Raw genomic sequence first — 22,576 nt, forward strand, 5'->3', positions numbered from 1 at the left:
GTATATAAACACTGTATAAAGAACAGTGTAATAAAAGTTTGCCATGATTGTACGGCTTTTTCCATTTGCGCCTATATAGAGATGTTGCTTAATGTTATTTTTGTTAACCTTATCAGGAAATCTGGACGTTCTTTGCGCCGAATGCGTGCGCTTTCCCGCTGACGCAGTGGCGATAGCCCGTTACAGTAAGCATCGTACGCCGTCTTTCCTTCTTTTAACCCCATAAATACTTACTTAACCCTCCAAGGCGCAATCCACTGCTTATGATTTCCGTCCCGCAAGTCTTCCATACTCGTCCGCGCCTGATATTTACCTTTTTGCTCGGCGTTGCCATTGTGTTCATTACCCCCGCAGCCTGGGGCTGGGTTTCGCGCGCGCTGTTGGGCTGGAATGTGGCTGTCTGGTCCTACATTGTGCTGGTCGCTTGGCTGATGAGCTGCGCCAACCATGAAAGCGTGCGTCAGATTGCGGAGAGGGAAGACGAAAGCGCCTATGCGGTGCTGGGTATTTTGTCCACTGCGGCGACCATCAGCCTGGTCGCCATCATTTATGAGCTGGCGCAGCTGAAGGGCCAACCGGCGGACGTGCGCGTGATGAAGTATGTGTTTACCGGGATTACAGTACTGGGTTCCTGGTGCCTGCTGGGAGTGATCTTTACCTTGCATTATGCGCTGCTGTATTACCAGTCGGACGATGCCTGCCGGCCGTTGCGCTTCCCGGATGACGAAAGCCAGCCGGACTACTGGGATTTCCTGTATTTTGCCTTTACGATCGCCGTTGCGGTGCAGACATCCGACATCGCCGTGACTTCGCGTGAAATGCGCAAGACGGTGCTGGCGCAATCCGTGCTGGGCTTCCTGTTCAATACCGCGATACTGGGATTCTCGATCAACATCGCGGCCGGTCTGGTTTCCTGAGGCCGGGCGCCCGTTTCAGACGCCGGCAGTGCGGTCGGGTATGACGGGAATATATACACCGCGCTGCAAAATTCATACGGTCACCTCACTGTTTCATGTTACAAACTAGCATCTTTGGACATACTCGTGCGGCGACATGGTACTTAATTACATCTGGACGGCATTTTTCCTGGTCGGTTTCATTGCTGCGCTCGGGCAGTGGATTTTCCTTGGCGATGTCGAAGTATTCAAGCGCATTGTCGACGGCACCTTCGATTCCGCCCGCATCGGCGTCATGGAAATTGCGCTGCCGCTGGCAGGGGTGATGACGCTGTGGCTGGGCATCATGAACATCGGCGAAAAGGCCGGCGCGATCAACCTTCTGGCGAAGATCATTGCGCCGTTTTTTTCCCGGATATTTCCCGGCGTACCCAAGGATCATCCGGCCACCGGCCACATGGTGATGAATTTTTCCGCCAACCTGCTGGGGCTGGACAATGCGGCAACCCCCTTCGGCCTGAAGGCGATGGAGAGTCTGCAAAGCCTGAACCCAAACAAGGAAGAAGCCACCGACGCGCAGATCATGTTCCTGGTGCTGCATACGTCCGGCCTGACGCTGATCCCGCTGGCGATCATTGCGCAGAGGGCGGTGCTGGGCGCGCGCGATCCCTCCGACGTCTTCATTCCCTGCATGATCGCGACCTATGTCGCTACTTTCGTGGGCCTGGTAGCGGTGGCGATCAAGCAGCGCATCAACCTGCTGAACGGCGTCGTGCTGGGCTGGCTGGGCGGCATTACCGCTTTCATCGTCGGCCTGGTCTGGTACCTGAGCGAATACATGAGCCGCGCCGAGATCGAAGTATTTTCCAAGGTCAGCAGCAACCTGATCCTGTTTTCCATCATCGTGGCCTTTATTACCGGCGCCATGCGCAAGAAGGTCAACGTGTATGAAGCTTTCATCGAAGGCGCCAAAGGCGGTATCCAGACGTCGCTGACAATCATTCCTTACCTGGTGGGCATGCTGGTCGCCATCGGCGTGCTGCGCAATTCCGGGGTGCTGGGGTTCATTGTGTCCGGCTTTAACTGGGTGTTTGTCCACATGGGTATCAATACCGACTTTACGCCGGCGTTGCCGACGGCACTGATGAAGCCGCTGAGCGGTAGCGGCGCCAAGGCGATGATGGTGGATACGATGAAATCCTATGGCGTCGATTCCTTCGTCGGTCGGCTGGCGTGCATCTTCCAGGGTTCCGCGGATACCACCTTCTACATCGTTGCGCTGTATTTCGGTTCGGTCGGCATCAAGAAGACACGCTACGCAATCTCCTTCGGCCTGCTGGCGGATTTCGCGGGCGTGGTGGCGGCAATTTTCGTGGCCTACCTGTTCTTTCACTAGTAAGCCGTCCCAGCCTTGGCTAGCTCAAAGTATCGAAGGTTCCGACATATCTCGCCCGTGGCCTGATCAACCGGCCGTCGGCTACCTGCTCCATCGCATGCGCTATCCAGCCGGCGGAACGTCCCAACGCAAACAGCACCTGGCTTGCCGCCTTCGGCCAGCCGCACGCCAGCTCCAGTGCAGCCAGCCCAAAGTCCACGTTCGGATGCAAGCCCGTCACGCGCTGCCCGGCGTCGGCCACCGCAAGTAGCGCTGCTGCCTTATCCTGTACAGCAAAGTGCGGCAGCATTTCCAGCAAAAGCCTGCCGCGCGGATCTCCATTTGGGTATAGCGGATGCCCAAACCCGGACAGTACATGTCCGTAGCCGGGCACGGCCCCGGCATGCTGTATCCGTTCCGATAAAAACCTGGGCACGTCATCCTGTTCCAGCGCGGCCTCCAGCAAGGCCCGCACGCGCAGGCTTTCTCCGCCGTGACGCGGCCCGGACAAGGCCGCCAGGCCTGCAGTGACGGCAGCATACAAGCTGGCGCCGGTAGAGGCGACGCAGCGTACCGTGAATGTAGAGGCGTTCAGTTCGTGATCAGCGCACAGCACCATCGCCATACGCAGCAGGCCGGCATCTTTTTCATCCAATTGCCAGGCCTGTGCCAGTTGCTGGTGCAGCGGCACATCGCTGATGGCGCTGCCGGCCAATGCTGCTGCCAGCGCCTGCATCAATGTCGCGCCGGAACGTACCATGGCCGCCTCAGTACGGCCCCAGGTATGCTGCAAGTGCGGCGCGATGGCCGGCAGCAGCGACATTGCGCGGTCCAGCGGCGGCAGCTTTGCCAGCGGCGCCTGCAAGGCTTGCCACAGCTTGGCCGGTACAGTCTGTCCGCCTTTTTCTTTACGGAATAAATCTTCCTCCCTGCATTCCCACAATAGCTGCGCGACCTGTTCCAGGCTCGCATGCTGCGCTAGCACGCCGGCATCATGGCCGCGGTACAGCAACTTGCCGTCCGCGATCAACGTAATGCGCGACTCCAGCACCGGTACGCCCCAGTCTATCGCGCGTTCGGTGGCACGGCCTGCCCGTTTACTGTCGGTATTGCGGGCTGCCAGCCGCAATACCTCTTCCTGCAGGTAGCGTTTGCTGCGCACGCCGTCTTCCTGCATCGAGTGCAGCAGGCCGCGGCTGACATAGGCATATAGTGTAGGCAGGCTAATGCCGAGCGCACTTGCAGCTTCGGCGGCGGACAGGGTTTTCTTCATGCGTAGTAAGAAAATAAATATTTATATTGATCGGTTCAATCAATATTGACGCTAAATGGATGCAGTCAATAGACTACTCCATATCTTCAATAAACGGAGGACGCGATGGATGCGCATGCAGCACTGCAATCATTCTGGCAACTGGGCGGCGGCGACGCTTCCGCGCCCGCCATGGTCAGTTTTACGGAGGCGGACACGCAGCTGCCTTCGGTCTTCCAGGTAGGCCCGCTGGCATCGGCAAGCATTGCTGCGCAGGCGCTGGCCGCGGCGGAATTCTGGCGTCTGAGGACAGGGCAGCGCCAGCAGATCCAGGTTCCCATGCGCAAGGCGCTGGCCATGTTCCGCAGCGAACGCTACCTGACGGTGGATGGCAAACCGCCGGCGGAAATACGCAACCCGTTGACAGGCTACTTCCAGGCGGGCGATGGCCGCTGGCTGCAATTGCATACCAATTTCCCGCATCACCGCGACGGTGTGCTGAAGGTATTGCGATGCGAGAATTTCCACAGCGCGGTAGCGGCTGCGATCAGGGAGTGGAGTGCGGCCGAACTCGATGAGCGCCTGGCGCAACAGGGCATGTGTGCCGCCCTGATACGCAGTCCGCAGGAGTGGCAAGCGCATCCGCAGGCGGCGGCCATCGCCGGCTTGCCGCTGCTGGAAATTATCCGCATGGGCGATGCGCCGGCAGAGCCTCCGCGGCAGGCAGGCGAAACATCTGCCGCGCGGCCATTGTCCGGCGTGCGGGTGCTGGACCTGTCGCGTGTGATCGCTGCACCGGTTGCCGGCCGTACGCTGGCGCAGCATGGCGCCGAAGTGCTGGCGATCAGCGCGGCGCATTTGCCGGATATCGCGCCGCTGGTGATCGATACGGGGCGCGGCAAGCGATCTGCACAGCTAGACCTGCGCACCGTGCAGGGCCGCGAAAATCTGCGGGAATTGATAGGGGGCGCAGATATATTCTTGCAGGCCTACCGGCCTGGCGCGCTTGCCGGGCTGGGATTTACATCGGAGGAACTATGCGCATTGCGCCCCGGGCTGATTCAGGTCAGCCTGTCCGCCTATAGCCATGCCGGCCCCTGGGCAGGGCGGCGCGGCTTTGACAGCCTGGTGCAATCTGCTACCGGCATTGCGTACACAGAGGGCCGGGCTGCCGGCTTGGCGGAGCCTGGGAAGCTGCCATGCCAGGCGCTCGACCATGCGACTGGCTACCTGGCGGCGTTCGGTGCGATGACGGCACTAAAACGGCGCGCGGAAGAGGGCGGCAGCTGGCTGGTGAGAGTGTCGCTGGCACAGACCGGAAACTGGTTGCAAAGCCAGGAGCGCCTTTTGCCCGGCCAGCCCACTGCGGAGCTGACGCAGCAGGAAATAAACGCGTCGCTGCACGTGATGGAGTCGCCCTTCGGCCGGGTTAGCGCAGTGGCGCCGGTGGAGCAGATGAACCTGACCCCGCCGGGGTTTGACAAGCCGCCGGTTCCGCTGGGCACGCATGCCGCTGCTTGGTGAGTTGTAGGGCAAGCGCCTGACCGAGGCCGATACGGGCAATGCGGGCGTTCACGGCCGCCTCCGGCCGGTATGCATATTATGTGGTGATGCCTAAATTGAAATACCGTATAAACAATAAATAATGCTCCTGGCGGCTCTCGATAGTAAAAGCGCATCGCCGCTGTCGAAAATTGCTTAAAAAATGGGGGAAAATTGTTACTGATTTATAAAACCAGAAAATAGGCCTTCTTATTCTGTTATTTTGTCAGTCCTGTGCATATGATTTATTGCATAAGGAAAACAAAATTCGCTACTCCACCTTCACCAGACTTGTCATCGGGGCGTCCGCACTATGGGCCGCCATGGCGTTTGCTGCCCCGCCGAAAGTCAATATGCTGGTGGGAGAAATGAAAAACGAGCAAGGCAACCCTATTCCACTATTGAAGGAATGGCGACGCATTTTCAACGTGGTAGAGCAGGACATCGGCGTAGAGTTCGACATACGCATCTACCCTTGGCCGCGCGCCCTCGCCAACGCGCGCGACGGCGAGGGCCTGGTTTTCGGGCTGGCAAAAACCAGGGAACGCAGCCAGGTATTCCATTTTACGGAACCGGTGTTCGCCAGCTATGTATGGCTGGTGACGCGCAGCGACAGCGCATTTCCTTTCAGCGGCGTGGCCGATCTGAAGGGCCGATCAGTGGGCGTAGTGCGCGGCGTCAGCTATGGGGACGAATTCGATCAGCAAAAGAACAAGGTATTCCGGCTGGAGGAGGATAACGCCTCGCTGTCTTCCCGACTGCAAAAACTGGCGCGCAGACGCATGGATGTCATGCTGTTCAGCCACAGGGAATCCAATCCCGACGAAGTCGCTGCCCTTATCAATCGCTTCATCGCCGACCAGATGAATGATCAATCCTTGGCTCCGGGCACTTCGTTCACGGTGTTGCGCAAACCCTTGCAGACGGTGGATATCTATTTTGCGATCAAGGCGGACAAGGACGACGGCATCATCGATAAAATGAATGTGTCCATCCTGCGCGCAAAAAGATCGGGCGATATTTCACGCATCCTGCGGGATACGAATTAATGTTCCCAACCGGCGCCGGCCACCCGGCGCCACGATTCCCGACACACTCCATCGGCTGCTTATCCGCTGCTTATCCGCTGCTTATCCGCTGCTTGTCGTATACTCTAGGCGGTGATCACGCAGTCAGCGAGCCTGCGCGTTCAATGAATTTCACAAGGGGCGATATGTCGATGACGGAAAAGCAGGCGCTGGCGCAGGAATGGAGCACGCTGCAAAATAATTACGAACACTACGAAACCAGCGGACTATGGCTGAAGCTCGCCGGCGTCGGCCTGTTTATCCTGGCGCTGGTGCTGGGGCTGAACATGCTGCTGACCGCAGTCGTGCTCTGCGTATTGTGGCTGCAGGAGGGAATCATGAGGACCTTCCAATCCCGACTGGGAGAGCGCATCTTGCGTGTGGAAGGATTGCTGAAGCGCGGCATGCAGACGGAAGGCACCGCTTTCCAGCTGCATTCCGAATGGCTGGCATCAAGGAAAGACACTTCCGGCTTGCTGATGGAGTATGTCAACAGCGCCTTGCGTCCGACCGTGGCTTTCCCGTATGCGGTGCTGCTATTGACCGGGTTTGCGATCTATCTGCAAGCTGGCTAAATTTATGAGGCGAGCTGACCGGTAATCCGCTGCTGCCACCAGCGCGCTTTGTCGCCCAACTGCCCAAGGTGCAGCGTCGTCAGTTCCCGGTCTTGCATCAGGCATTTGCCGGCAACCCATACATGGCTGACCTGTTCGCGGCCGGCAGCATAGACAACCTGCGATACAGGGTCGAACAGCGGCTGCGTTTCCAGCGCTGACAAGTCAATAGCGATCACATCCGCCTGCTTGCCCGCCACCAGGCTGCCGATACTGTCTCCCTTGCCGAGTGCCCGCGCTCCGGACAGAGTTGCCATTTCCAGCGCCGCGGCGGCATTCAGCGAAGTCGGGTTGCCCGATTCCGCCTTTGCCAGCAATGCCGCCATGCGAAGATCTCCCAGCAGGTCTATCTTGTTGTTGCTGGCGGCGCCGTCCGTGCCTATGCCGACATTGACACCTGCCGCCTGCATTGCGCTGATGCGCGCAAATCCCGAGGCCAGCTTCAGGTTGCTGGCGGGGTTGTGCGCCACGTGCACACCCTGCGCTGCCAGCAGTGCCAGCTCTTCATCATTGGCGTGCACGACATGCGCTGCAATCAGCTGCGGCGTCAGCAGGCCCAGCTCGTGCAGCCTTTGCAAGGGACGTTTTCCGTATTGCTTCAGGCTGTCTGTTATTTCCTGGCCGGTTTCGTGGATATGGCAATGGATGCCGAGTCCATGCTGCTCCGCCAGCCGTATGATCTTGCGGAAGGTCTCATCCGCTACTGTATACGGCGCATGCGGAGCCAGCCTGAAGTCCACGCCTTGCTGGCCGACAAACGCTTCGTGCGCGGCAAGCGACTTGCGGAGGTATTCGTCGGCATCCTGCGCATAGCCGGTGGGAAATTCAAGGATGCTGCAGCCGACGACAGTGCGCATGCCTGCCGCTAGGCCGGCGCGCGCGACGGCTTCATGGTGAAAGTACATGTCATTCACGGTGGTGGTGCCGCCGCGTATCATTTCGGCCATTGCGTGCATGCTGCCGTCGTAGACGAACTCATCCGATACGTGTTTCTTTTCCGCCGGCCAGATATGATGGTTCAGCCAGTTCATCAGCGCCAGGTCGTCTGCCAGACCCCGCAGCAGGCTCATCGCAGAATGCGCATGCAGGTTGACGAAGCCTGGCAACAGCGCGTGTTCAGGCAATTCCAGGTGTCTTGCATCGGGATATTGCCGGCGTGCCTGTTCGCCGGGAAGCAGGGCGGCGATTTTATCGCCCTCGATGACCAGCGCATGGTTATGCAGTACGGTGGCGCGGGGCTCAACCGGGATCAGCCACTGGGGGTGGAGGCAGATGGTGTCGGACATGGAAGTAAGCTCAGGTTTCAATGTCCAATTATAGCCGGTCTGCAGTGTGCCCTGCAGGCCGGCTCCGGCAACTTAGGTCAACTTAAATCGGCTTAAGCTGACTTAGAAAAGGAAATAACGCTGCGCCATCGGCAATACCTTGGCCGGTTCGCATACCAGCAATTCACCGTTGGCCCTGACTTCATAGGTTTCCGAATCCACTTCCATTTTCGGTGTCAGGCTATTGTGGATCATGTCCTTCTTGCGGATGTTGCGCGTATTCCTGATCGGGATCAGCGTCTTGCTCAGCTTCAATTGTTCGCCCAGTCCCGCATCGAATGCCGCCTGCGATACGAAGGTAAAGGATTTCTTCAGGCCGCCGCCGAAGGCGCCGAACATCATGCGGTAATGCACGGGCTGCGGAGTCGGTATTGATGCATTGGGGTCGCCCATCTGCGCCGCGGCGATCATGCCCCCCTTGAGTATCATCGACGGCTTGACGCCGAAGAACGCCGGTTTCCACAGCACGATATCGGCAATCTTTCCGACTTCGAGCGAGCCGACCGCATGCGCAATGCCGTGCGTAATCGCCGGGTTAATGGTGTACTTCGCGATATAGCGCTTGGCGCGGAAATTGTCGTTGCGGCTGTTGTCTTCCGGCAGTGAGCCGCGCTGGCTTTTCATCTTGTCCGCGGTTTGCCAGGTGCGCATGATGACCTCGCCGACCCGGCCCATGGCCTGAGAGTCGGACGACATCATCGAGATCGCGCCCAGGTCGTGCAGGATGTCTTCGGCGGCAATGGTCTCGCGACGGATACGGGATTCTGCAAAAGCAATGTCTTCGGCGATGGAGGGATCCAGATGGTGGCACACCATCAGCATGTCCAGATGCTCGTCCAGCGTGTTGACAGTATAGGGACGGGTAGGATTGGTCGATGACGGCAATACATTGGATTCACCGACCGCGGCGATTATGTCCGGAGCATGGCCGCCACCCGCACCTTCGGTATGGAAGGTGTGGATGGTGCGGTCCTTGAACGCAGCCAGCGTATGTTCCAGGAAGCCCCCTTCGTTCAGCGTGTCGCTATGGATGGCGACCTGCACGTCCATTTCGTCGGCCACGGTCAGGCAGTTGTCGATGGCGGCCGGCGTCGTGCCCCAGTCTTCATGCAGCTTCAGGCCAATCGCGCCGGCATTGACCTGCTCCTGCAAGGGCAGCGGCAGGCTGACGTTGCCCTTGCCGAGAAACCCCAGATTCATTGGAAAGGCATCGGCGGCCATGATCATCGAATGGATGTGCCAGGGGCCGGGTGTGCAGGTGGTCGCTGCAGTACCCACCGCCGGGCCGGTGCCGCCGCCCAGCATGGTCGTGACGCCGCTCATCAGCGCCTCTTCTATCTGTTGCGGACAGATGAAATGGATATGAGAGTCGATACCGCCCGCTGTAACGATCATGCCTTCGCCGGCGATGATTTCGGTTGCCCCGCCGATGGCCATATCTACGTGGGACTGGATATCCGGGTTGCCGGCCTTGCCTATCTTGGCTATCAGGCCGTTTTTCAGGCCTATATCGGCCTTGACGATACCCCAGTGATCCAGGATCACGGCATTGGTGATTACCGTGTCCATCACTTCAGCATGCGGTCTTTGCGACTGGCCCATGCCGTCGCGGATGACCTTGCCGCCGCCGAACTTCACTTCTTCGCCATACACCGCAAAGTCCTTTTCAATTTCAATGAACAGACCGGTATCCGCCAGGCGGATACGGTCGCCGGTGGTGGGGCCGAACATTTCTGCATACGCTTGCCGCGAGATTTTCATAGCGCACCCATCACTTTGCCGTTAAAACCATAGACCTTGCGGTCGCCGGCCAGCGCGACCAGTTCCACCGTACGCTGCTGGCCCGGTTCAAAACGTACCGCGGTACCGGCGGCGATATTCAGGCGCATGCCATAGGCTGCCTGGCGTTCGAATTGCAGCGCGGGATTGGTTTCAAAAAAATGAAAATGGGAGCCAACCTGTATGGGCCGGTCGCCGCCGTTGGAGACCGCGACCGTCACCGTCGCGCGGCCGACATTCAATTCTATGTCGCCGGGTTCTATCAGCATTTCGCCTGGAGTCATGATGTCCGCCTAAGGAATGGGGTGATGGACGGTCACCAGCTTGGTGCCGTCGGGAAAAGTCGCTTCTACCTGGATGTCCGGTATCATCTCTGGAATACCGTCCATGACATCGGCGCGGGTCAATATCTGCGTGCCTTCGGACATCAGTTCGGCAACGCTCTTGCCATCCCTGGCGCCTTCCATGATGGCGGCGGTAATCAGTGCCACGGCTTCGGGGTAGTTCAGCTTGACGCCACGGGCTTTGCGGCGTTCCGCAAGCAGTGCGGCGGTAAAGATCAGCAGCTTGTCTTTTTCACGGGGAGTCAGGTCCATGGGTTTTCCTTTTTGTCCGGGTACTGCTTTTTACTTCGGTGTGTTCAGGTGTTCCAGATTCTCGGCGCAACCGCTGCCATGCCTATGACAGTGGGTCGCAGATGCCGCCATACGGCTGTCATCCAGTGCTTTGCTACTTCGCTGGAGTTGCCCAGGTACCGGGCCACGACCAGGGACTTCAGCTGGCTGGCGCCGGTCAGCGCGCCTTGCTCGCTGTCCTGCACCAGCTGATGGGTTTGCTCGCGCAGCAGGCTCAGGGTAGCGGCATCCAGGCTGTTGCCGCTTGCGATCACGGTCGCGCATACGGTTTTCCCCGCCAGCGCCAGCGGACTGCCCATCGAAGACGTGCCGCCCGCCAGGCTGCCCTGCTCAAACCAGATCAATCGGCCTTCACGACGGATTTCACTGTGCTGCATGATCTTGCCGCTGCGGTAGGTTTCTCCGGATGCGGTTCGGCCGAAGCACAGTATATCGCCGCCGATGTAGCGGGCGTCGCGCGCCAGGTGTATGGACTGGTGCAAATCAACCCTGGCGTCATCAAAAAAGATGGTTTCCTGCGGCAGCCATTCCAGCTTTGCGCCGTCGGCAACTTCCAGCTGCACGCGCTGCTGCGACGTGTAGCCATTGCTCCGGTACCATTTGGCGGCGCCCGGCGTTGTGATCAGCGCATGGCTGCCTTCGCCTGCGCGCGCCCTGATGTCAAGTATGTCGCCGCCGACCACGCCGCCCGGCGGGTGAATGATGATCGCATGGCAGGTCTGGCCGCCTTCGGGGTATAACGGTTTTTGCACGCGCAGCGGGCCGCTGTGCAGACGCTCGGTCAGCCGGGTCGTGCCCTGGTCGTTGCTAAAGCCAAGCTGCAGGCTGGCCTGCCAGTGCGCTTTGGCGGGAGCGGGGAGGTCAGGCAGGGAATCTGGGGGAAGCTCAGTGCGCGTCATGCCAAAACTATACCGCCAAGTGACGCCTCACGTCATCACTATCCATCAAATCTTGTGCGCCGGAGGCAACGACCTCGCCGCGCGACAGCACCAGGAAGCTGTCGGCCAGCGCGCGCGCAAAGTCGAAATACTGTTCGCATAGCAGGATGCCCATGTCGCCGCGCTGGCGCAGCAGCCGTATCACTCGCTCTATGTCCTTGATGATGGACGGCTGTATGCCCTCGGTCGGTTCGTCCAGGATGATCAGCTTGGGCTCCGCCAGCAAGGCCCTGGCAATCGCCAGTTGCTGCTGCTGCCCGCCGGACAGATCGCCGCCGCGCCGGTGCAGCATTTCCTTCAGTACGGGAAACAGTTCATAGACCTCGCCCTTGATCGTTGCTGCTTTTTTGCTGGGCAGCGTCGCCATGCCCATACGCAGGTTTTCTTCCACGGTCAGCCGCGCAAAGATTTCGCGGCCCTGCGGCACGTAGGCAATGCCGCGGCGAGCGCGCTGGTGCGGCGCCAGTTTGCTGATATCCTGGCCGTCCAGCGACACGCTGCCCCGGCTCAGCGGCAATACGCCGGTCAGGCATTTCAGCAGCGTCGTCTTGCCGACGCCGTTGCGGCCCAGCAGGGTGACGCATTCTCCCTTTTTGACGGACAGAGAAATGCCGCGCAAGGTATGCGAGGAGCCGTAGTGCTGGTGGATCTGTTCTACTTGCAGCATGGTTTTTCCTGATTTTTATCTGTCTGGCGAGTCTTGGATTTGCAGTTTGTTCAACGGCCCAGATATACCTCGATGACGCGTTCGTCGGCCTGGACTTCCTGCATCGTGCCCTGCGCCAGTACGGAACCTTCATGCAATACCGTCACTTTTCCTTGCTGCGCGATTTCGGTCACGAAGCCCATGTCATGCTCGACGACCATGATGGAGTGCTTGCCGCGCAATTCATTCAGCAATTCGGCAGTGCGCGCCGTCTCGGCGTCGGACATGCCGGCGACCGGTTCATCCAGCAAGATCAGCTGCGGTTCCTGGATCAGCAGCATGCCGATTTCCAGCCATTGCTTCTGGCCATGTGACAGCAAGCCGGCAAGCCGGTTTTCCTGTCCGTTCAGCCGTATCAGTTGCAGGATGGCGTCGATCTTGCCTTTCTGTTCGCTGTTCAGGCGGGCGAACAGCGTGGTCTTGACGCGCTTGTCCATCTTCATTGCCAGTTCCAGGTTTTCGAATACCGTATGCTGCTCGAATACGGTAGGGCGCTGGAACTTGCGTCCTATGCCGGCGTGGGCGATGTCGTATTCGGTCATCCGCGTCAGGTCCATTGTCTGGCCGAAGAAGGCGGTGCCGGAACTGGGCCGTGTCTTGCCGGTAATGACATCCATCATCGTGGTCTTGCCGGCCCCGTTCGGGCCGATGATACAGCGCAGTTCACCGACTGAGATGTCCAGTGTCAGCTTGTTGATGGCCTTGAAGCCGTCGAAGGAGACCGTGATTTCTTCCAGGTAGAGGATGGCGCCGTGGCTAGTATCCACACCTTCCTGCTTGACACGGCCGTAGGAGACACCCTGGTCGCCGGTCTGGCCGTCATAGGTCTGGCCCGGTTGCAGAACCGGGGAGGCCAGGGGCGCAATAGGTACGGAGGGTAAAGGGGGTACCGACGGTACGGGTGGTACGCGTGAGATTTCCGTCATGCTGTTTCTCCGCTGGGGCCTGCCGTTTTTTCCAGGCCGGTATCGTCCTGGCTGGCGGCCATTTTCTTCCTGTATCTGAGTTTGGCAATAACACCGAGTATGCCCTGCTGCATGAACAGCGTCACCAGGATAAAGATCAGGCCCAGCGCATATAGCCACAGTTCAGGGAAGGCGGCGGTGAACCAGCTTTTCAGGCCGTTGACGGTAAAGGCGCCGATGATGGGGCCGAGCAGGCTGCCGCGGCCGCCTACTGCTGCCCAGATCACCATTTCGATTGAATTGCCGGGTGACATTTCTGACGGATTGATGATGCCGACCTGCGGCACATACAGGGCGCCGGCGATGCCGCATAATACTGCGGACAGCGTCCACACGAAGAGTTTGAACCATAGGGGGTTGTAGCCGATAAACATCAGACGGGATTCCGAATCACGCACTGCCTGCAGCACACGCCCCAGCTTGGAGGTGACGATCCAGCGGCACAGCAGCAGGGAGCCCAGCAGCAGCAATAGCGTAATCAGGTACAGGCCGGCCTTCGTTCCGGGGGCGGTGATCGTAAAGCCCAATATGCGCTTGAAGTCGGTGAAGCCGTTGTTGCCGCCGAAGCCGGTATTGTTACGGAAAAACAGCAGCATGAACGCGTAGGTCATTGCCTGCGTGATGATGGAAAAGTACACGCCCTTGATGCGCGAACGGAAGGCAAAGAAACCGAACACAAAGGCCAGTACGCCTGGCACCAGGATTACCAGCAGCATGCAGTACCAGAAATTGTCGGTCATCGCCCAGTACCAGGGGTAGGTCTTCCAGTCCAGGAAGACCATGAAGTCCGGCAAATTGCTTTGATATACGCCGTCGCGGCCGATGGCGCGCATCAGGTACATGCCGTGCGCATAGCCGCCCAGCGCGAAGAATACGCCATGTCCCAGCGACAGGATGCCGGTGTAGCCCCACACCAGGTCCAGCGCCAGCGCTGCCATTGCATAGCACATGAACTTGCCGATCAGCGCGATGGTATAGCTAGAGATATGCAGTGCGTGGCCTTCGGGGAACGTCAGATTAAGTATCGGCAACAGCAACAGCACCGTGGTGCAGATCAGGATGCCGGTCCATGCCGGACGGGAAAACAGGGAGTTGTTCATCAGGGGATTCATTCCACGCTCCTGCCTTTCAGCGCAAACAAGCCTTGCGGGCGGCGCTGTATGAAAATGATGATGAAGACCAGGATCACGATCTTTGCCATCACCGCGCCGGCGACCGGCTCCAGGAATTTATTGACTTCACCCAGGCCCAGCGCCGCAATCACGGTGCCGGCCAGCTGGCCTACACCGCCCAGCACCACGACCATGAAAGAATCGACGATGAAGCCTTGCCCCAGGTCGGGACCGACATTGCCCAGCTGCGACAAGGCTACGCCGCCCAGTCCCGCAATGCCGGAGCCGAGGCCGAAGGTCATCATGTCTATCCTGCCCGTAGACACCCCGACGCAATCGGCCATGCGGCGGTTTTGCGTGACCGCGCGCACGAACAGGCCAAGCCGGGTCTTGTTAAGGATCAGCCATACGGAAAACACGACAAACAGCGCAAAGAAAATGATGATGATGCGGTTGTAAGACAGCACCAGCGAACCCAGCACGGTGATGCCGCCGGACATCCACGAGGGATTGGACACTTCCACGTTCTGCGCGCCGAAGATGGTGCGCACCAGCTGCATCAGGATCAGGCTGATGCCCCAGGTACACAGCAGGGTTTCCAGGGGGCGTCCATACAGCCAGCGTATGACCGTGCGTTCCAGCACGATGCCGACTGCGCCGGCAACGATGAAGGCCGCCGGCAGGGCGACGATCAGGTAGGCATCGACCGCGCCTGGCATGAACTTGCGGAACGCCATCTGGCACGCATACGTCGTGTAGGCGCCTATCATCAGCAGTTCGCCGTGGGCCATGTTGATGATGCCCATCAGGCCGAAAGTGATAGCCAGGCCCAGGGCGGCCAGCAGCAGCACACTGCCCAGCGAGATGCCGTAAAACAGGTTGCCGACAAATTCCATGCGGCTCAGCCGCGAATCGATGGCGCTCAATGTATTGACTACTTCAACGCGTATGCCTTCATCCGGTTCGCCGTAGCTGCCGTCGGGATTCTGGGCCAGCATTTTTTGCAGGATGGGCTTCAGGCTGGCGTTATTGCTGTCCACCAGCGACTTGACCGCAGCCTTGCGCTGCGCCGCATCCGGCGATTGCAGGTTGGCAGTGGCGATCACCATTTGCAGGATGGATTTGATCTCGGGATCGTTTTCTTTCACATAGGCCTTGGTGACCAGCGGCAGCTGTTCAAGGCTGGCGTCTTTCAACAGCTCCTTGGCAGCGGAAAGGCGCGCCGCTTTTTCCGCCGAAAATAGTTTGAGGCCGGACAGCGCGCTGTCTATCGCGCCGCGCAAGCGGTTATTGATGCTGATCGCTTCCGCACCTTCCGGCAGCGCAGATGTTTTACCTGTTGCCGGATCGTAGGCTTTGTCGTCTTCGACTACATACACGGGGCTGTCGGGTTTTGCCGGGTTCGCATACAGGGATTCGTTCTTTAACGCATTCAATACTTTGGAGGCGTCTTCATTCGCCAGGGCTGCGATGGCGTTGACGGCCTCTATGCGGGCGTCGGGATCATCGCCGGCCAGCGGCTGCAGCAGCTTCGGCTCTATGGCCGCCTGTGCGCTGAACGCGAGGGAAAACAATAACAGGGCAAGGCTTTGTCTGATGATGTTCATAGTGGGCGCAGTGACGCTGGTAAGCGTGAGTCGGGCGCGAACCGACGAATGGCGCAATTGAGGAATGCTTTGCGGATTTTTCCCGCGTGCGTAGCAGTACAAAGCCGGCACATGACGGATCCATGCGGAGCCGCGATGTGCCTGCTAACGTCCTGCGTAAGTTCAGCGGCGCGGTGCCGGCCCGGTTGCCTGAATGGCTGCCGATGCCGGGTCGGTACTGCGCCGATACTGCCGGTTACAGCTTCTGTTTGCTTTCGTTGCCCGGGATGTAAGGGCTCCAAGGCTGTGCGCGAATGGTCGTTTTGGTTTTGTAGACCACGTTGAACTGGCCGTCTGCCTTGATCTCGCCGATCATGACTGGTTTGTGCAGGTGATGGTTGGTTTTATCCATCATCAGTTCAAAGCCGGAAGGTGCTTTGAAAGTCTGGCCGCCCATTGCCGCGATGACCTTGTCCGTATCCGTGGACTTGGCTTTTTCTACGGCCTGTTTCCACATATAGATGCCGACATAGGTTGCTTCCATCGGGTCGTTGGTGACGACGGTATTCGCATTAGGCAGTTTTTTCGCCGCAGCGTAGTCCTTCCATTTTTTGATGAATTCGGTATTGACCGGATTTTTGACCGATTCAAAATAGTTCCATGCAGCCAGGTGGCCGACCAGCGGTTTGGTATCCACACCGCGCAACTCTTCCTCGCCCACAGAGAAGGCGACAACAGGCACATCGGTCGCTTTCAGGCCGGCATTGCCGAGCTCTTTATAGAAAGGCACGTTGGAATCGCCGTTGATGGTGGAGATCACAGCAGTCTTGCCGCCGGCAGCGAATTTTTTGATGTTGGCAACGATGGTCTGGTAATCCGAATGGCCGAACGGTGTGTACACTTCATCGATGTCGGTATCCTTGACGCCCTTGCTATGCAGGAAAGCGCGCAGGATCTTGTTGGTCGTGCGCGGATAGACATAGTCAGTGCCCAGCAGCACGAAACGCTTGGCGCCGCCGCCTTCCTTGGACATCAGGTATTCGGTGGCAGGGATGGCTTGCTGGTTAGGCGCTGCGCCGGTGTAGAACACATTCTTTTCCAGTTCTTCGCCTTCATATTGCACAGGGTAGAACAGCAGGCTGTTCAGTTCCTTGAAGACCGGCAGCGTCGATTTGCGCGATACCGAAGTCCAGCAGCCGAAGACGACCGCAACTTTATCCTGCGTGATCAGCTGGCGGGCTTTTTCTGCGAACAGAGGCCAGTTGGAGGCCGGATCAACGATCACCGCTTCCAGTTTCTTGCCCATCACGCCGCCCTTGGCGTTGATCTCGTCTATCGTCATCAGCGCCACATCTTTCAATGAGGTCTCCGAGATGGCCATGGTGCCGGACAGGGAGTGCAAAATGCCGATCTTGATCGTGTCTTCAGCCAGGGCCTGAGTGACCCAGCCAGACGTTGCCAGTGCCATTGCGCCGAGTGCTGTTGCTTTTAGTATGGTACGACGGGACATGATTTCTCCAAATAGTGATTAGGACTTATTGACCAATTACTGCGGGATACGGTGAGCTGCGATGTGGCGATACTTCCGCTAAGAGAAATAGCAGATTGCGTGCCAGCGGCAGCCGGACTTGAAAAGGGCGGTTAAAGGCCGAATTGGAGGCATATACGGGGAGCCGGCATACGGCGAACAGAGAAAAACGGCGAATTAAGTGCGGATTTTTCCCCGATTTCGTGCGAAAAAACGGTTTTGAGATTATTTGTTAGATAATGGTGCAAATGCTGCGCCGGTTTGTTTCCTGTAAATAAAGAAATCCGGCGGAGTTAGGGCAGGCCTTCCTGCTATGATGCTTGTTTTGCTTTTTCCACCGGTACGCCATGTTCGATTTCCTGTTCAAAAGAAAACCCAAAACTGTCCCTCCGGCCACGGCCGCCCATGCACCCAGCGCCTCGCAGCTTGCCGCGCAGGATGCAAAGAAACAGCAGTCCGAACAGGCCAGGAATGCGGCGCTGGCGAGGCTGGAAAATATTGCCCAGGACGAGGCCGCCGTGACGGCCTTTTTGCTGGCCTGCGACTTCGCCGACGGCCGCCTGAAGGCCGCCCACTATATATATGGCGAGGTGGCGTTGAACCAGGTGCTGGCGGCAACGCGCAATACGGACAGGCGGGTGGCAAAGCTGATGCAATCCAGGCTGGATGTCATCCATGCCGCGGGCAGGCAGCGCTCTGCCGCGCAGGCGTGTATCGCAGCCGCCGCACAAATGCAACAGACGGCGCATCTGATGGCCAACCAGGTTGTGGAGCTGGACAAGCAGGCTGCGGCCGTAAAAGAGTTCCCACAGGAGCTGAAGCAGGAATTCGATGCGCTCAGGGCACAGCTGGAAAACAGGTTGCAGGCGCAAACCGCTTTGCAGCGCAAGGTGCTGAACCTGATCGCCAGACTGCATGAGATGGCCGGTGTGGACGCCGCAAGACTGGAACCGGAACAGGCGCAGCATGCACTTGGCATGTTGCAGGGTGAGTTCGACAGCGGTCTGGCGCAGCCCGAAGCGGTATCACTGCCGAAAAACCTGGCGCAGGAGTTCGCGCAGGAAATAGCCGAATTACGCAAGACGGTGGACGCGCAGCTGGAGATCGCGCGCAAACAGGCAGAAGAGCACGCGAGGGCAGAGAAAAAGGCCGCGGACAAGGCGGCCTCCATCGCTGCAGCTGCCGCGGCATTGTCCGCTCAGGCAAGCCAGGTGGCCGACGAGCTTGCCGCCAGGGCAGAAACTGCATCGAGTGATGCCGGCCCCGTCGATGCTGACGGTGCGCCCGCTGAAACGGCTGTCCCCAGGGAAGCCAGGGAAAAGAAAAATTTGAAAGACAAGCCGGCATTGGCCGTGGTCAGCGTCGAAAAAATCCTCGCCTCCATCAACGGCATGGAGGAGGCGCTGGCGCAGGGCAGTGTCCAGGCTGCGATCAAATTTGACAGGGAATTGCGCGCCATCGACACAAAGGCGTCCGGCTTGCCCCTTGCAGAACGCGACAGGCTGTTGCGCGTGCGCAGCGAGCTGGGCCATTTGCAAGGTTGGGCAAAATGGGGCGGCGGTGTTTCGCGCGACGAACTCGTCAAAACGGCAGAAGAATTGCCTGTGCAAAAGCTGGAACCGAACGAGCTGGCCAAGCGGGTCGCCGACCTGCGTGAACGCTGGAAATCGATGGAAGCGGTCAGCGGCTCGGCCAGCAAGGACGTGTGGGAGCGCTTTGATGCTGCCTGCTCGCTGGCGTACGCGCCTGCCGCCGCCTACTTCCAGCAACTCGGAGAGGAGCGCAAGGCGAATCTGGAGACAGCCGATGCCATGATTGCCGAACTGCGCAGCCATGCCGCGCTGCTGGAGCAGCAGCCCGTTGACTGGAAGGGTATCGTTAACCTCGGTGTGCAGGCGCGCCAAAAATGGCAGACGCTGGGACCGGTGGACCGTAAGCACAGGCCAAGGCTGGAAAGCGAATTCGACGCAGCCTATAAGATACTGTGGGCTCCGCTGGAACAGCGGAGGAAGCAGGAGATCGCAGATCGAGAAGCCATGATCGCCGAAGCGCAGGCGCTGAGCCCTGACCAACGCTCCGTTGTCGACGAAGTGCGTGCCTTGCAGGCCCGCTGGCAGGAACAGGCCGGCTCCGTGCCGCTGAAGCGCAAGGACGAGCAGGCGCTGTGGGAAAAATTCCGTGCTGCCTGCGATGCGATATTCGCGCAGCGCAGGGCAGCATCTGAAACTGCAGACAGCCAGCGCAAGGATAACCTGCAGGCGAAAGAGACAGTCTGCGCCGGGCTGGAGCAGGCCCGGGATGCCTTGGACAGCGATCAGGCGATCCGGCAATTGCTGCAGCAGAGTGCCGCGGCCTGGCGCGACATCGGCTATGTGCCGAGAGCGGACGAAGCGGCGATTGAGCAGCGCTACAAGAATGCGGTAAGCGCGCTAGAAGCAGCAGCGGCCCGCCTGCTGCGCGAAAAAGACAAGCTGGCGAACCAGGCGTTGCAGCAGAGGATAGTTATCTGCCACACGCTGGAAAAAATGCTGGTGCTGGACACCGCCGATGAAGCCAGGGTAGCGCAGCTGTCGGCTGAATGGGCGGGTCTGCCGCCGTTGCAGGCCAAGGCGGATGCGGCGATGCAACGGCGCTTTTCTGCCATCGTCAAAGCTTTGCAGGAGCAGGATCAGGCATACGTCGGCACATTGCGGGATAATGCAGACAGGTTTGACCAGGCCTTGTTGCAACTGGAAGTCGTTGCCAGCGTGGATAGTCCGGAAGAATTTTCGCGCGAGCGGCTGCAGATGCAGGTCAAGGTATTGCAGTCCTCCCTGCAGTCGGGCAGCAGACAGCCCGCCGTGGGTGAGCAATTGCGCAATGTCTGCGCGCTGCCGGCGCTGACGAACGACAAGCAGATGCAGAGGCTGGCTAAAATCCTCGCGGCCAGCACGGTCTGACCGCTTGACCGCTGTGGGCAAGGCTGAAGAGGGAACCGATTGCCTGTACACGGGTCTGAATCCGGGCAGGGTTTTCGCTTGCAGCTAAGCTTGAGGCCCTGCGCATCTGATATGAAAGGAAAAATAATGAGCTATGTATTCCCCCCGGTCACCGCGACCGTACCTGTTGCCGGTTCCGATGCGCTGTTCCCGGTGCACCGGATCTACTGCGTGGGCCGCAATTATGTTGACCACGCGATAGAGATGGGCCACACCGGCCGCGAAGCGCCGTTTTTCTTTATGAAACCGGCGGATGCAGTATTGCCTGTGGCGGAAGGCAAAACGGGTGAGATGCCTTATCCGAGCATGACCAAGGACCTGCACCACGAGATAGAACTGGTGGTCGCAATCGGCAAATCCGGCAAGGATATTTCGGTGGAAGATGCCGCTTCCTATATATGGGGCTATGCAGTCGGCCTGGATATGACCCGGCGCGACTTGCAGGGCGAAGCGAAGAAGCAGGGCAGGCCCTGGGATACCGGCAAGGGATTCGACTATTCGGCGCCGATTTCCTCACTGTATCCGGTAGCGCAGACCAAATTGATCACCGAAGGCAATATCCACCTGGATGTCAACGGCGAGCAGCGCCAGGACAGCGATATCCGCAAGCTGATCTGGAACGTTGCCGAAACCATTTCCTACCTGTCCAAATTCTACGAACTGCAAGCCGGTGACCTGATCTTTACCGGTACGCCGGAGGGTGTCGCTGCCGTAAAAACCGGCGATCTGCTGGAAGGGCGAATTTCCGGACTGGGGTCGTTGAAAGTACAACTGGTATGACAGGGAGCAGGCATGAAGCTGTATAGTTATTTTCGCAGTTCCGCATCTTACCGGGTACGCATAGCGCTGAACCTGAAAGGCCTGGAGTACGATACCGTTCCCATCCATCTGGTGAAAAACGGCGGCGAGCAATACTCGGACAGTTATCGCGCGATTAATCCGGATGCACTGGTGCCGTCCTTCATGGACGAGCATGACGGTAAAGACGTGGAGATCACGCAGTCGCTGGCCATTATCGAATACCTAGAAGAAACCCACCCGCAGGTTCCGGTGCTGCCGCGTGGCCCTGCTGACAGGGCCTACGTCAGGTCGCTGGCGTTGTCTGTTGCCTGCGAAATTCACCCGGTGAATAACCTTCGGGTGCTGCGCTACCTGAGTACGACACTGGGCGTGAACGAAGAGCAAAAAAATGCCTGGTATCGGCACTGGTGCGAAGCAGGCATGGCGGCACTGGAGCAAAGGCTGGCGTCGGACGCGCGCACCGGCCGTTTTTGTTTCGGCGATACTCCCACGCTGGCCGACTGCTGCCTGGTTCCGCAGGTTTTCAATGCACTGCGTTTCAAGTGCGACATGAGTGCCATGCCGGTCATCATGCGCATCAACGAGGCTTGCCTGGAACTGGATGCTTTCTCCCGCGCATCCCCAGGGAGCCAGCCGGACTCGGAATAAAGCGCAAGGCCTTGCTGCTACATCAGGCATGCACGAAATAAAAAAGGATGCCGAAAAAACGGCATCCTTTTTTTATTTGATAACTGAAACTGCTTGAGACTAGTAGGAATAGATTGCCTGCTGCGGCTTTATCCTAATTAGGCAGTCCCTCGGGCGAAGGCGGGTTACCTGACAAGGTATCGCTCAGCACCGATATCAAAATAGACCTGGTCAGTTTGGATTTGGTGGTGTAGCCGTCTATTGCAAATTCGTGATTGACCTGTTTCTCAGGCGCATACCCAGGCTGGCCGGTGCGCAATACGATACGCAGATTGTTCCTGCCCAGGTCGTTACGGATAATGCTGACCAGCTTCAGTCCCGCATCCACTGTTTCCATCACCACGTCCAGCAATACCAGGGCCAGATCCTGGTTGGCTTCGATGACGGAACGGGCTTCGCGGGCGGAATAGGCGTGCAAGAATTCCAGCGGCCTGCCATGTATCTGTACGCCGCTCAGCGCGAGCAGCGTGGTTTCATGTACGTTGATGTCGTCGTCGGCGATCAGGATCTTCCACGGAGCAAAGCTCGTTTTGGTTTGCTGGTCCTGGCTGTCCTCTTCCAGAAAATCAATGATGTCATCATCATTCTGGCCATGACTGCATGTCGACAAGTCGTCTTCGGAAAAATTGGACGAAAACCCGATATCCCCGACATATACCCTGGACCTCGACAGTTCCTGCGGCGCCGTATATTGATGGAATATGCGCTCAATCAAGCCGGGCGTTTTACTGTGGTGAGGCTTCATCAGTTATCTCCCTGTTGCTTGGATTAAATTTTTTTGCAATTTAAT

The 22,576-nt window shown here is 58.5% G+C and carries 20 protein-coding genes; 8 read left to right on the plus strand and 12 right to left on the minus strand.

What is annotated here, in order from left to right:
• Positions 1 to 263 precede the first annotated feature (263 nt).
• On the plus strand, positions 264 to 917 hold the full coding sequence (locus ACO0LO_RS20475; protein WP_422966859.1) for a DUF1345 domain-containing protein: 654 nt from the start codon (positions 264 to 266) through the stop codon (positions 915 to 917).
• Positions 918 to 1,053: 136 nt separating this feature from the next.
• On the plus strand, positions 1,054 to 2,292 hold the full coding sequence (locus ACO0LO_RS20480; RefSeq protein WP_422966861.1) for a nucleoside recognition domain-containing protein: 1,239 nt from the start codon (positions 1,054 to 1,056) through the stop codon (positions 2,290 to 2,292).
• A gap of 19 nt (positions 2,293 to 2,311) precedes the next feature.
• Here the strand turns inward: ACO0LO_RS20480 and ACO0LO_RS20485 are convergent, their stop codons facing one another.
• Positions 2,312 to 3,544, minus strand: coding sequence for a citrate synthase (locus ACO0LO_RS20485; protein ID WP_422966863.1), 1,233 nt, complete (start codon positions 3,542 to 3,544; stop codon positions 2,312 to 2,314).
• A gap of 105 nt (positions 3,545 to 3,649) precedes the next feature.
• On the opposite strand from ACO0LO_RS20485, the gene ACO0LO_RS20490 reads away from it, so the two are divergent.
• The 3 genes from ACO0LO_RS20490 to ACO0LO_RS20500 all read left to right on the plus strand — a co-directional run bounded on the left by ACO0LO_RS20490 (position 3,650) and on the right by ACO0LO_RS20500 (position 6,707).
• Positions 3,650 to 5,047 carry a CoA transferase gene (locus tag ACO0LO_RS20490; protein ID WP_422966865.1) on the plus strand — a complete coding sequence of 466 codons (1,398 nt, stop codon included), beginning with the start codon at positions 3,650 to 3,652 and terminating at the stop codon, positions 5,045 to 5,047.
• A gap of 266 nt (positions 5,048 to 5,313) precedes the next feature.
• Positions 5,314 to 6,114 (plus strand): substrate-binding periplasmic protein, encoded by an 801-nt coding sequence (locus ACO0LO_RS20495; RefSeq protein ID WP_422966867.1) that lies wholly within the window; start codon positions 5,314 to 5,316, stop codon positions 6,112 to 6,114.
• Between the two features lie 143 nt (positions 6,115 to 6,257).
• Positions 6,258 to 6,707 carry a hypothetical protein gene (locus ACO0LO_RS20500; RefSeq protein WP_422966869.1) on the plus strand — a complete coding sequence of 150 codons (450 nt, stop codon included), beginning with the start codon at positions 6,258 to 6,260 and terminating at the stop codon, positions 6,705 to 6,707.
• 2 nt (positions 6,708 to 6,709) lie between these two features.
• Here the strand turns inward: ACO0LO_RS20500 and ACO0LO_RS20505 are convergent, their stop codons facing one another.
• The 10 genes from ACO0LO_RS20505 to urtA form a co-directional block, all read right to left on the minus strand.
• Complete coding sequence (locus ACO0LO_RS20505; RefSeq protein WP_422966870.1) at positions 6,710 to 8,032, minus strand: TRZ/ATZ family hydrolase; 1,323 nt, start codon at positions 8,030 to 8,032, stop codon at positions 6,710 to 6,712.
• A 102-nt stretch (positions 8,033 to 8,134) separates the two neighbouring features.
• Positions 8,135 to 9,832: an urease subunit alpha gene (gene ureC / locus ACO0LO_RS20510; RefSeq protein WP_422966872.1), complete on the minus strand. Its 1,698-nt coding sequence runs from the start codon at positions 9,830 to 9,832 to the stop codon at positions 8,135 to 8,137.
• On the minus strand, positions 9,829 to 10,134 hold the full coding sequence (locus ACO0LO_RS20515; protein ID WP_422966874.1) for an urease subunit beta: 306 nt from the start codon (positions 10,132 to 10,134) through the stop codon (positions 9,829 to 9,831). Before ACO0LO_RS20515 ends, ureC begins: the two co-directional genes overlap by 4 nt.
• A gap of 9 nt (positions 10,135 to 10,143) precedes the next feature.
• Complete coding sequence (locus ACO0LO_RS20520) at positions 10,144 to 10,446, minus strand: urease subunit gamma (RefSeq protein WP_422966876.1); 303 nt, start codon at positions 10,444 to 10,446, stop codon at positions 10,144 to 10,146.
• A gap of 44 nt (positions 10,447 to 10,490) precedes the next feature.
• Entirely contained in the window at positions 10,491 to 11,384 is an 894-nt protein-coding gene (locus tag ACO0LO_RS20525; protein WP_422966878.1) for an urease accessory protein UreD, read from the minus strand.
• 7 nt (positions 11,385 to 11,391) lie between these two features.
• The gene (gene urtE, locus ACO0LO_RS20530) at positions 11,392 to 12,090 is read right to left on the minus strand and encodes an urea ABC transporter ATP-binding subunit UrtE (RefSeq protein ID WP_422966880.1); all 699 of its coding nucleotides are present in this window, start codon (positions 12,088 to 12,090) and stop codon (positions 11,392 to 11,394) included.
• Positions 12,091 to 12,140: 50 nt separating this feature from the next.
• Positions 12,141 to 13,055, minus strand: a complete 915-nt coding sequence (gene urtD / locus ACO0LO_RS20535; RefSeq protein WP_422966882.1) for an urea ABC transporter ATP-binding protein UrtD — start codon at positions 13,053 to 13,055, stop codon at positions 12,141 to 12,143.
• Complete coding sequence (gene urtC, locus ACO0LO_RS20540; RefSeq protein ID WP_422966884.1) at positions 13,052 to 14,206, minus strand: urea ABC transporter permease subunit UrtC; 1,155 nt, start codon at positions 14,204 to 14,206, stop codon at positions 13,052 to 13,054. Before urtC ends, urtD begins: the two co-directional genes overlap by 4 nt.
• Positions 14,203 to 15,813: an urea ABC transporter permease subunit UrtB gene (gene urtB, locus ACO0LO_RS20545; protein WP_422966886.1), complete on the minus strand. Its 1,611-nt coding sequence runs from the start codon at positions 15,811 to 15,813 to the stop codon at positions 14,203 to 14,205. The genes urtC and urtB overlap by 4 nt, the downstream gene beginning before the upstream one ends.
• A gap of 235 nt (positions 15,814 to 16,048) precedes the next feature.
• On the minus strand, positions 16,049 to 17,302 hold the full coding sequence (urtA, locus tag ACO0LO_RS20550; protein ID WP_422966887.1) for an urea ABC transporter substrate-binding protein: 1,254 nt from the start codon (positions 17,300 to 17,302) through the stop codon (positions 16,049 to 16,051).
• A 365-nt stretch (positions 17,303 to 17,667) separates the two neighbouring features.
• On the opposite strand from urtA, the gene ACO0LO_RS20555 reads away from it, so the two are divergent.
• From ACO0LO_RS20555 to maiA, 3 genes are all read left to right on the plus strand, one after another.
• Positions 17,668 to 20,259, plus strand: a complete 2,592-nt coding sequence (locus ACO0LO_RS20555; protein ID WP_422966889.1) for a DUF349 domain-containing protein — start codon at positions 17,668 to 17,670, stop codon at positions 20,257 to 20,259.
• Positions 20,260 to 20,385: 126 nt separating this feature from the next.
• Positions 20,386 to 21,078, plus strand: coding sequence for a fumarylacetoacetate hydrolase family protein (locus ACO0LO_RS20560; RefSeq protein ID WP_422966891.1), 693 nt, complete (start codon positions 20,386 to 20,388; stop codon positions 21,076 to 21,078).
• A gap of 12 nt (positions 21,079 to 21,090) precedes the next feature.
• On the plus strand, positions 21,091 to 21,747 hold the full coding sequence (gene maiA / locus ACO0LO_RS20565) for a maleylacetoacetate isomerase (protein ID WP_422966893.1): 657 nt from the start codon (positions 21,091 to 21,093) through the stop codon (positions 21,745 to 21,747).
• A 133-nt stretch (positions 21,748 to 21,880) separates the two neighbouring features.
• Here the strand turns inward: maiA and ACO0LO_RS20570 are convergent, their stop codons facing one another.
• Positions 21,881 to 22,531: a response regulator gene (locus ACO0LO_RS20570; protein WP_422966895.1), complete on the minus strand. Its 651-nt coding sequence runs from the start codon at positions 22,529 to 22,531 to the stop codon at positions 21,881 to 21,883.
• Between the last annotated feature and the right edge of the window lie 45 nt (positions 22,532 to 22,576).

This window comes from Undibacterium sp. TJN25 (assembly GCF_049339885.1).
Taxonomy (GTDB): Bacteria; Pseudomonadota; Gammaproteobacteria; order Burkholderiales; family Burkholderiaceae_D; genus Undibacterium.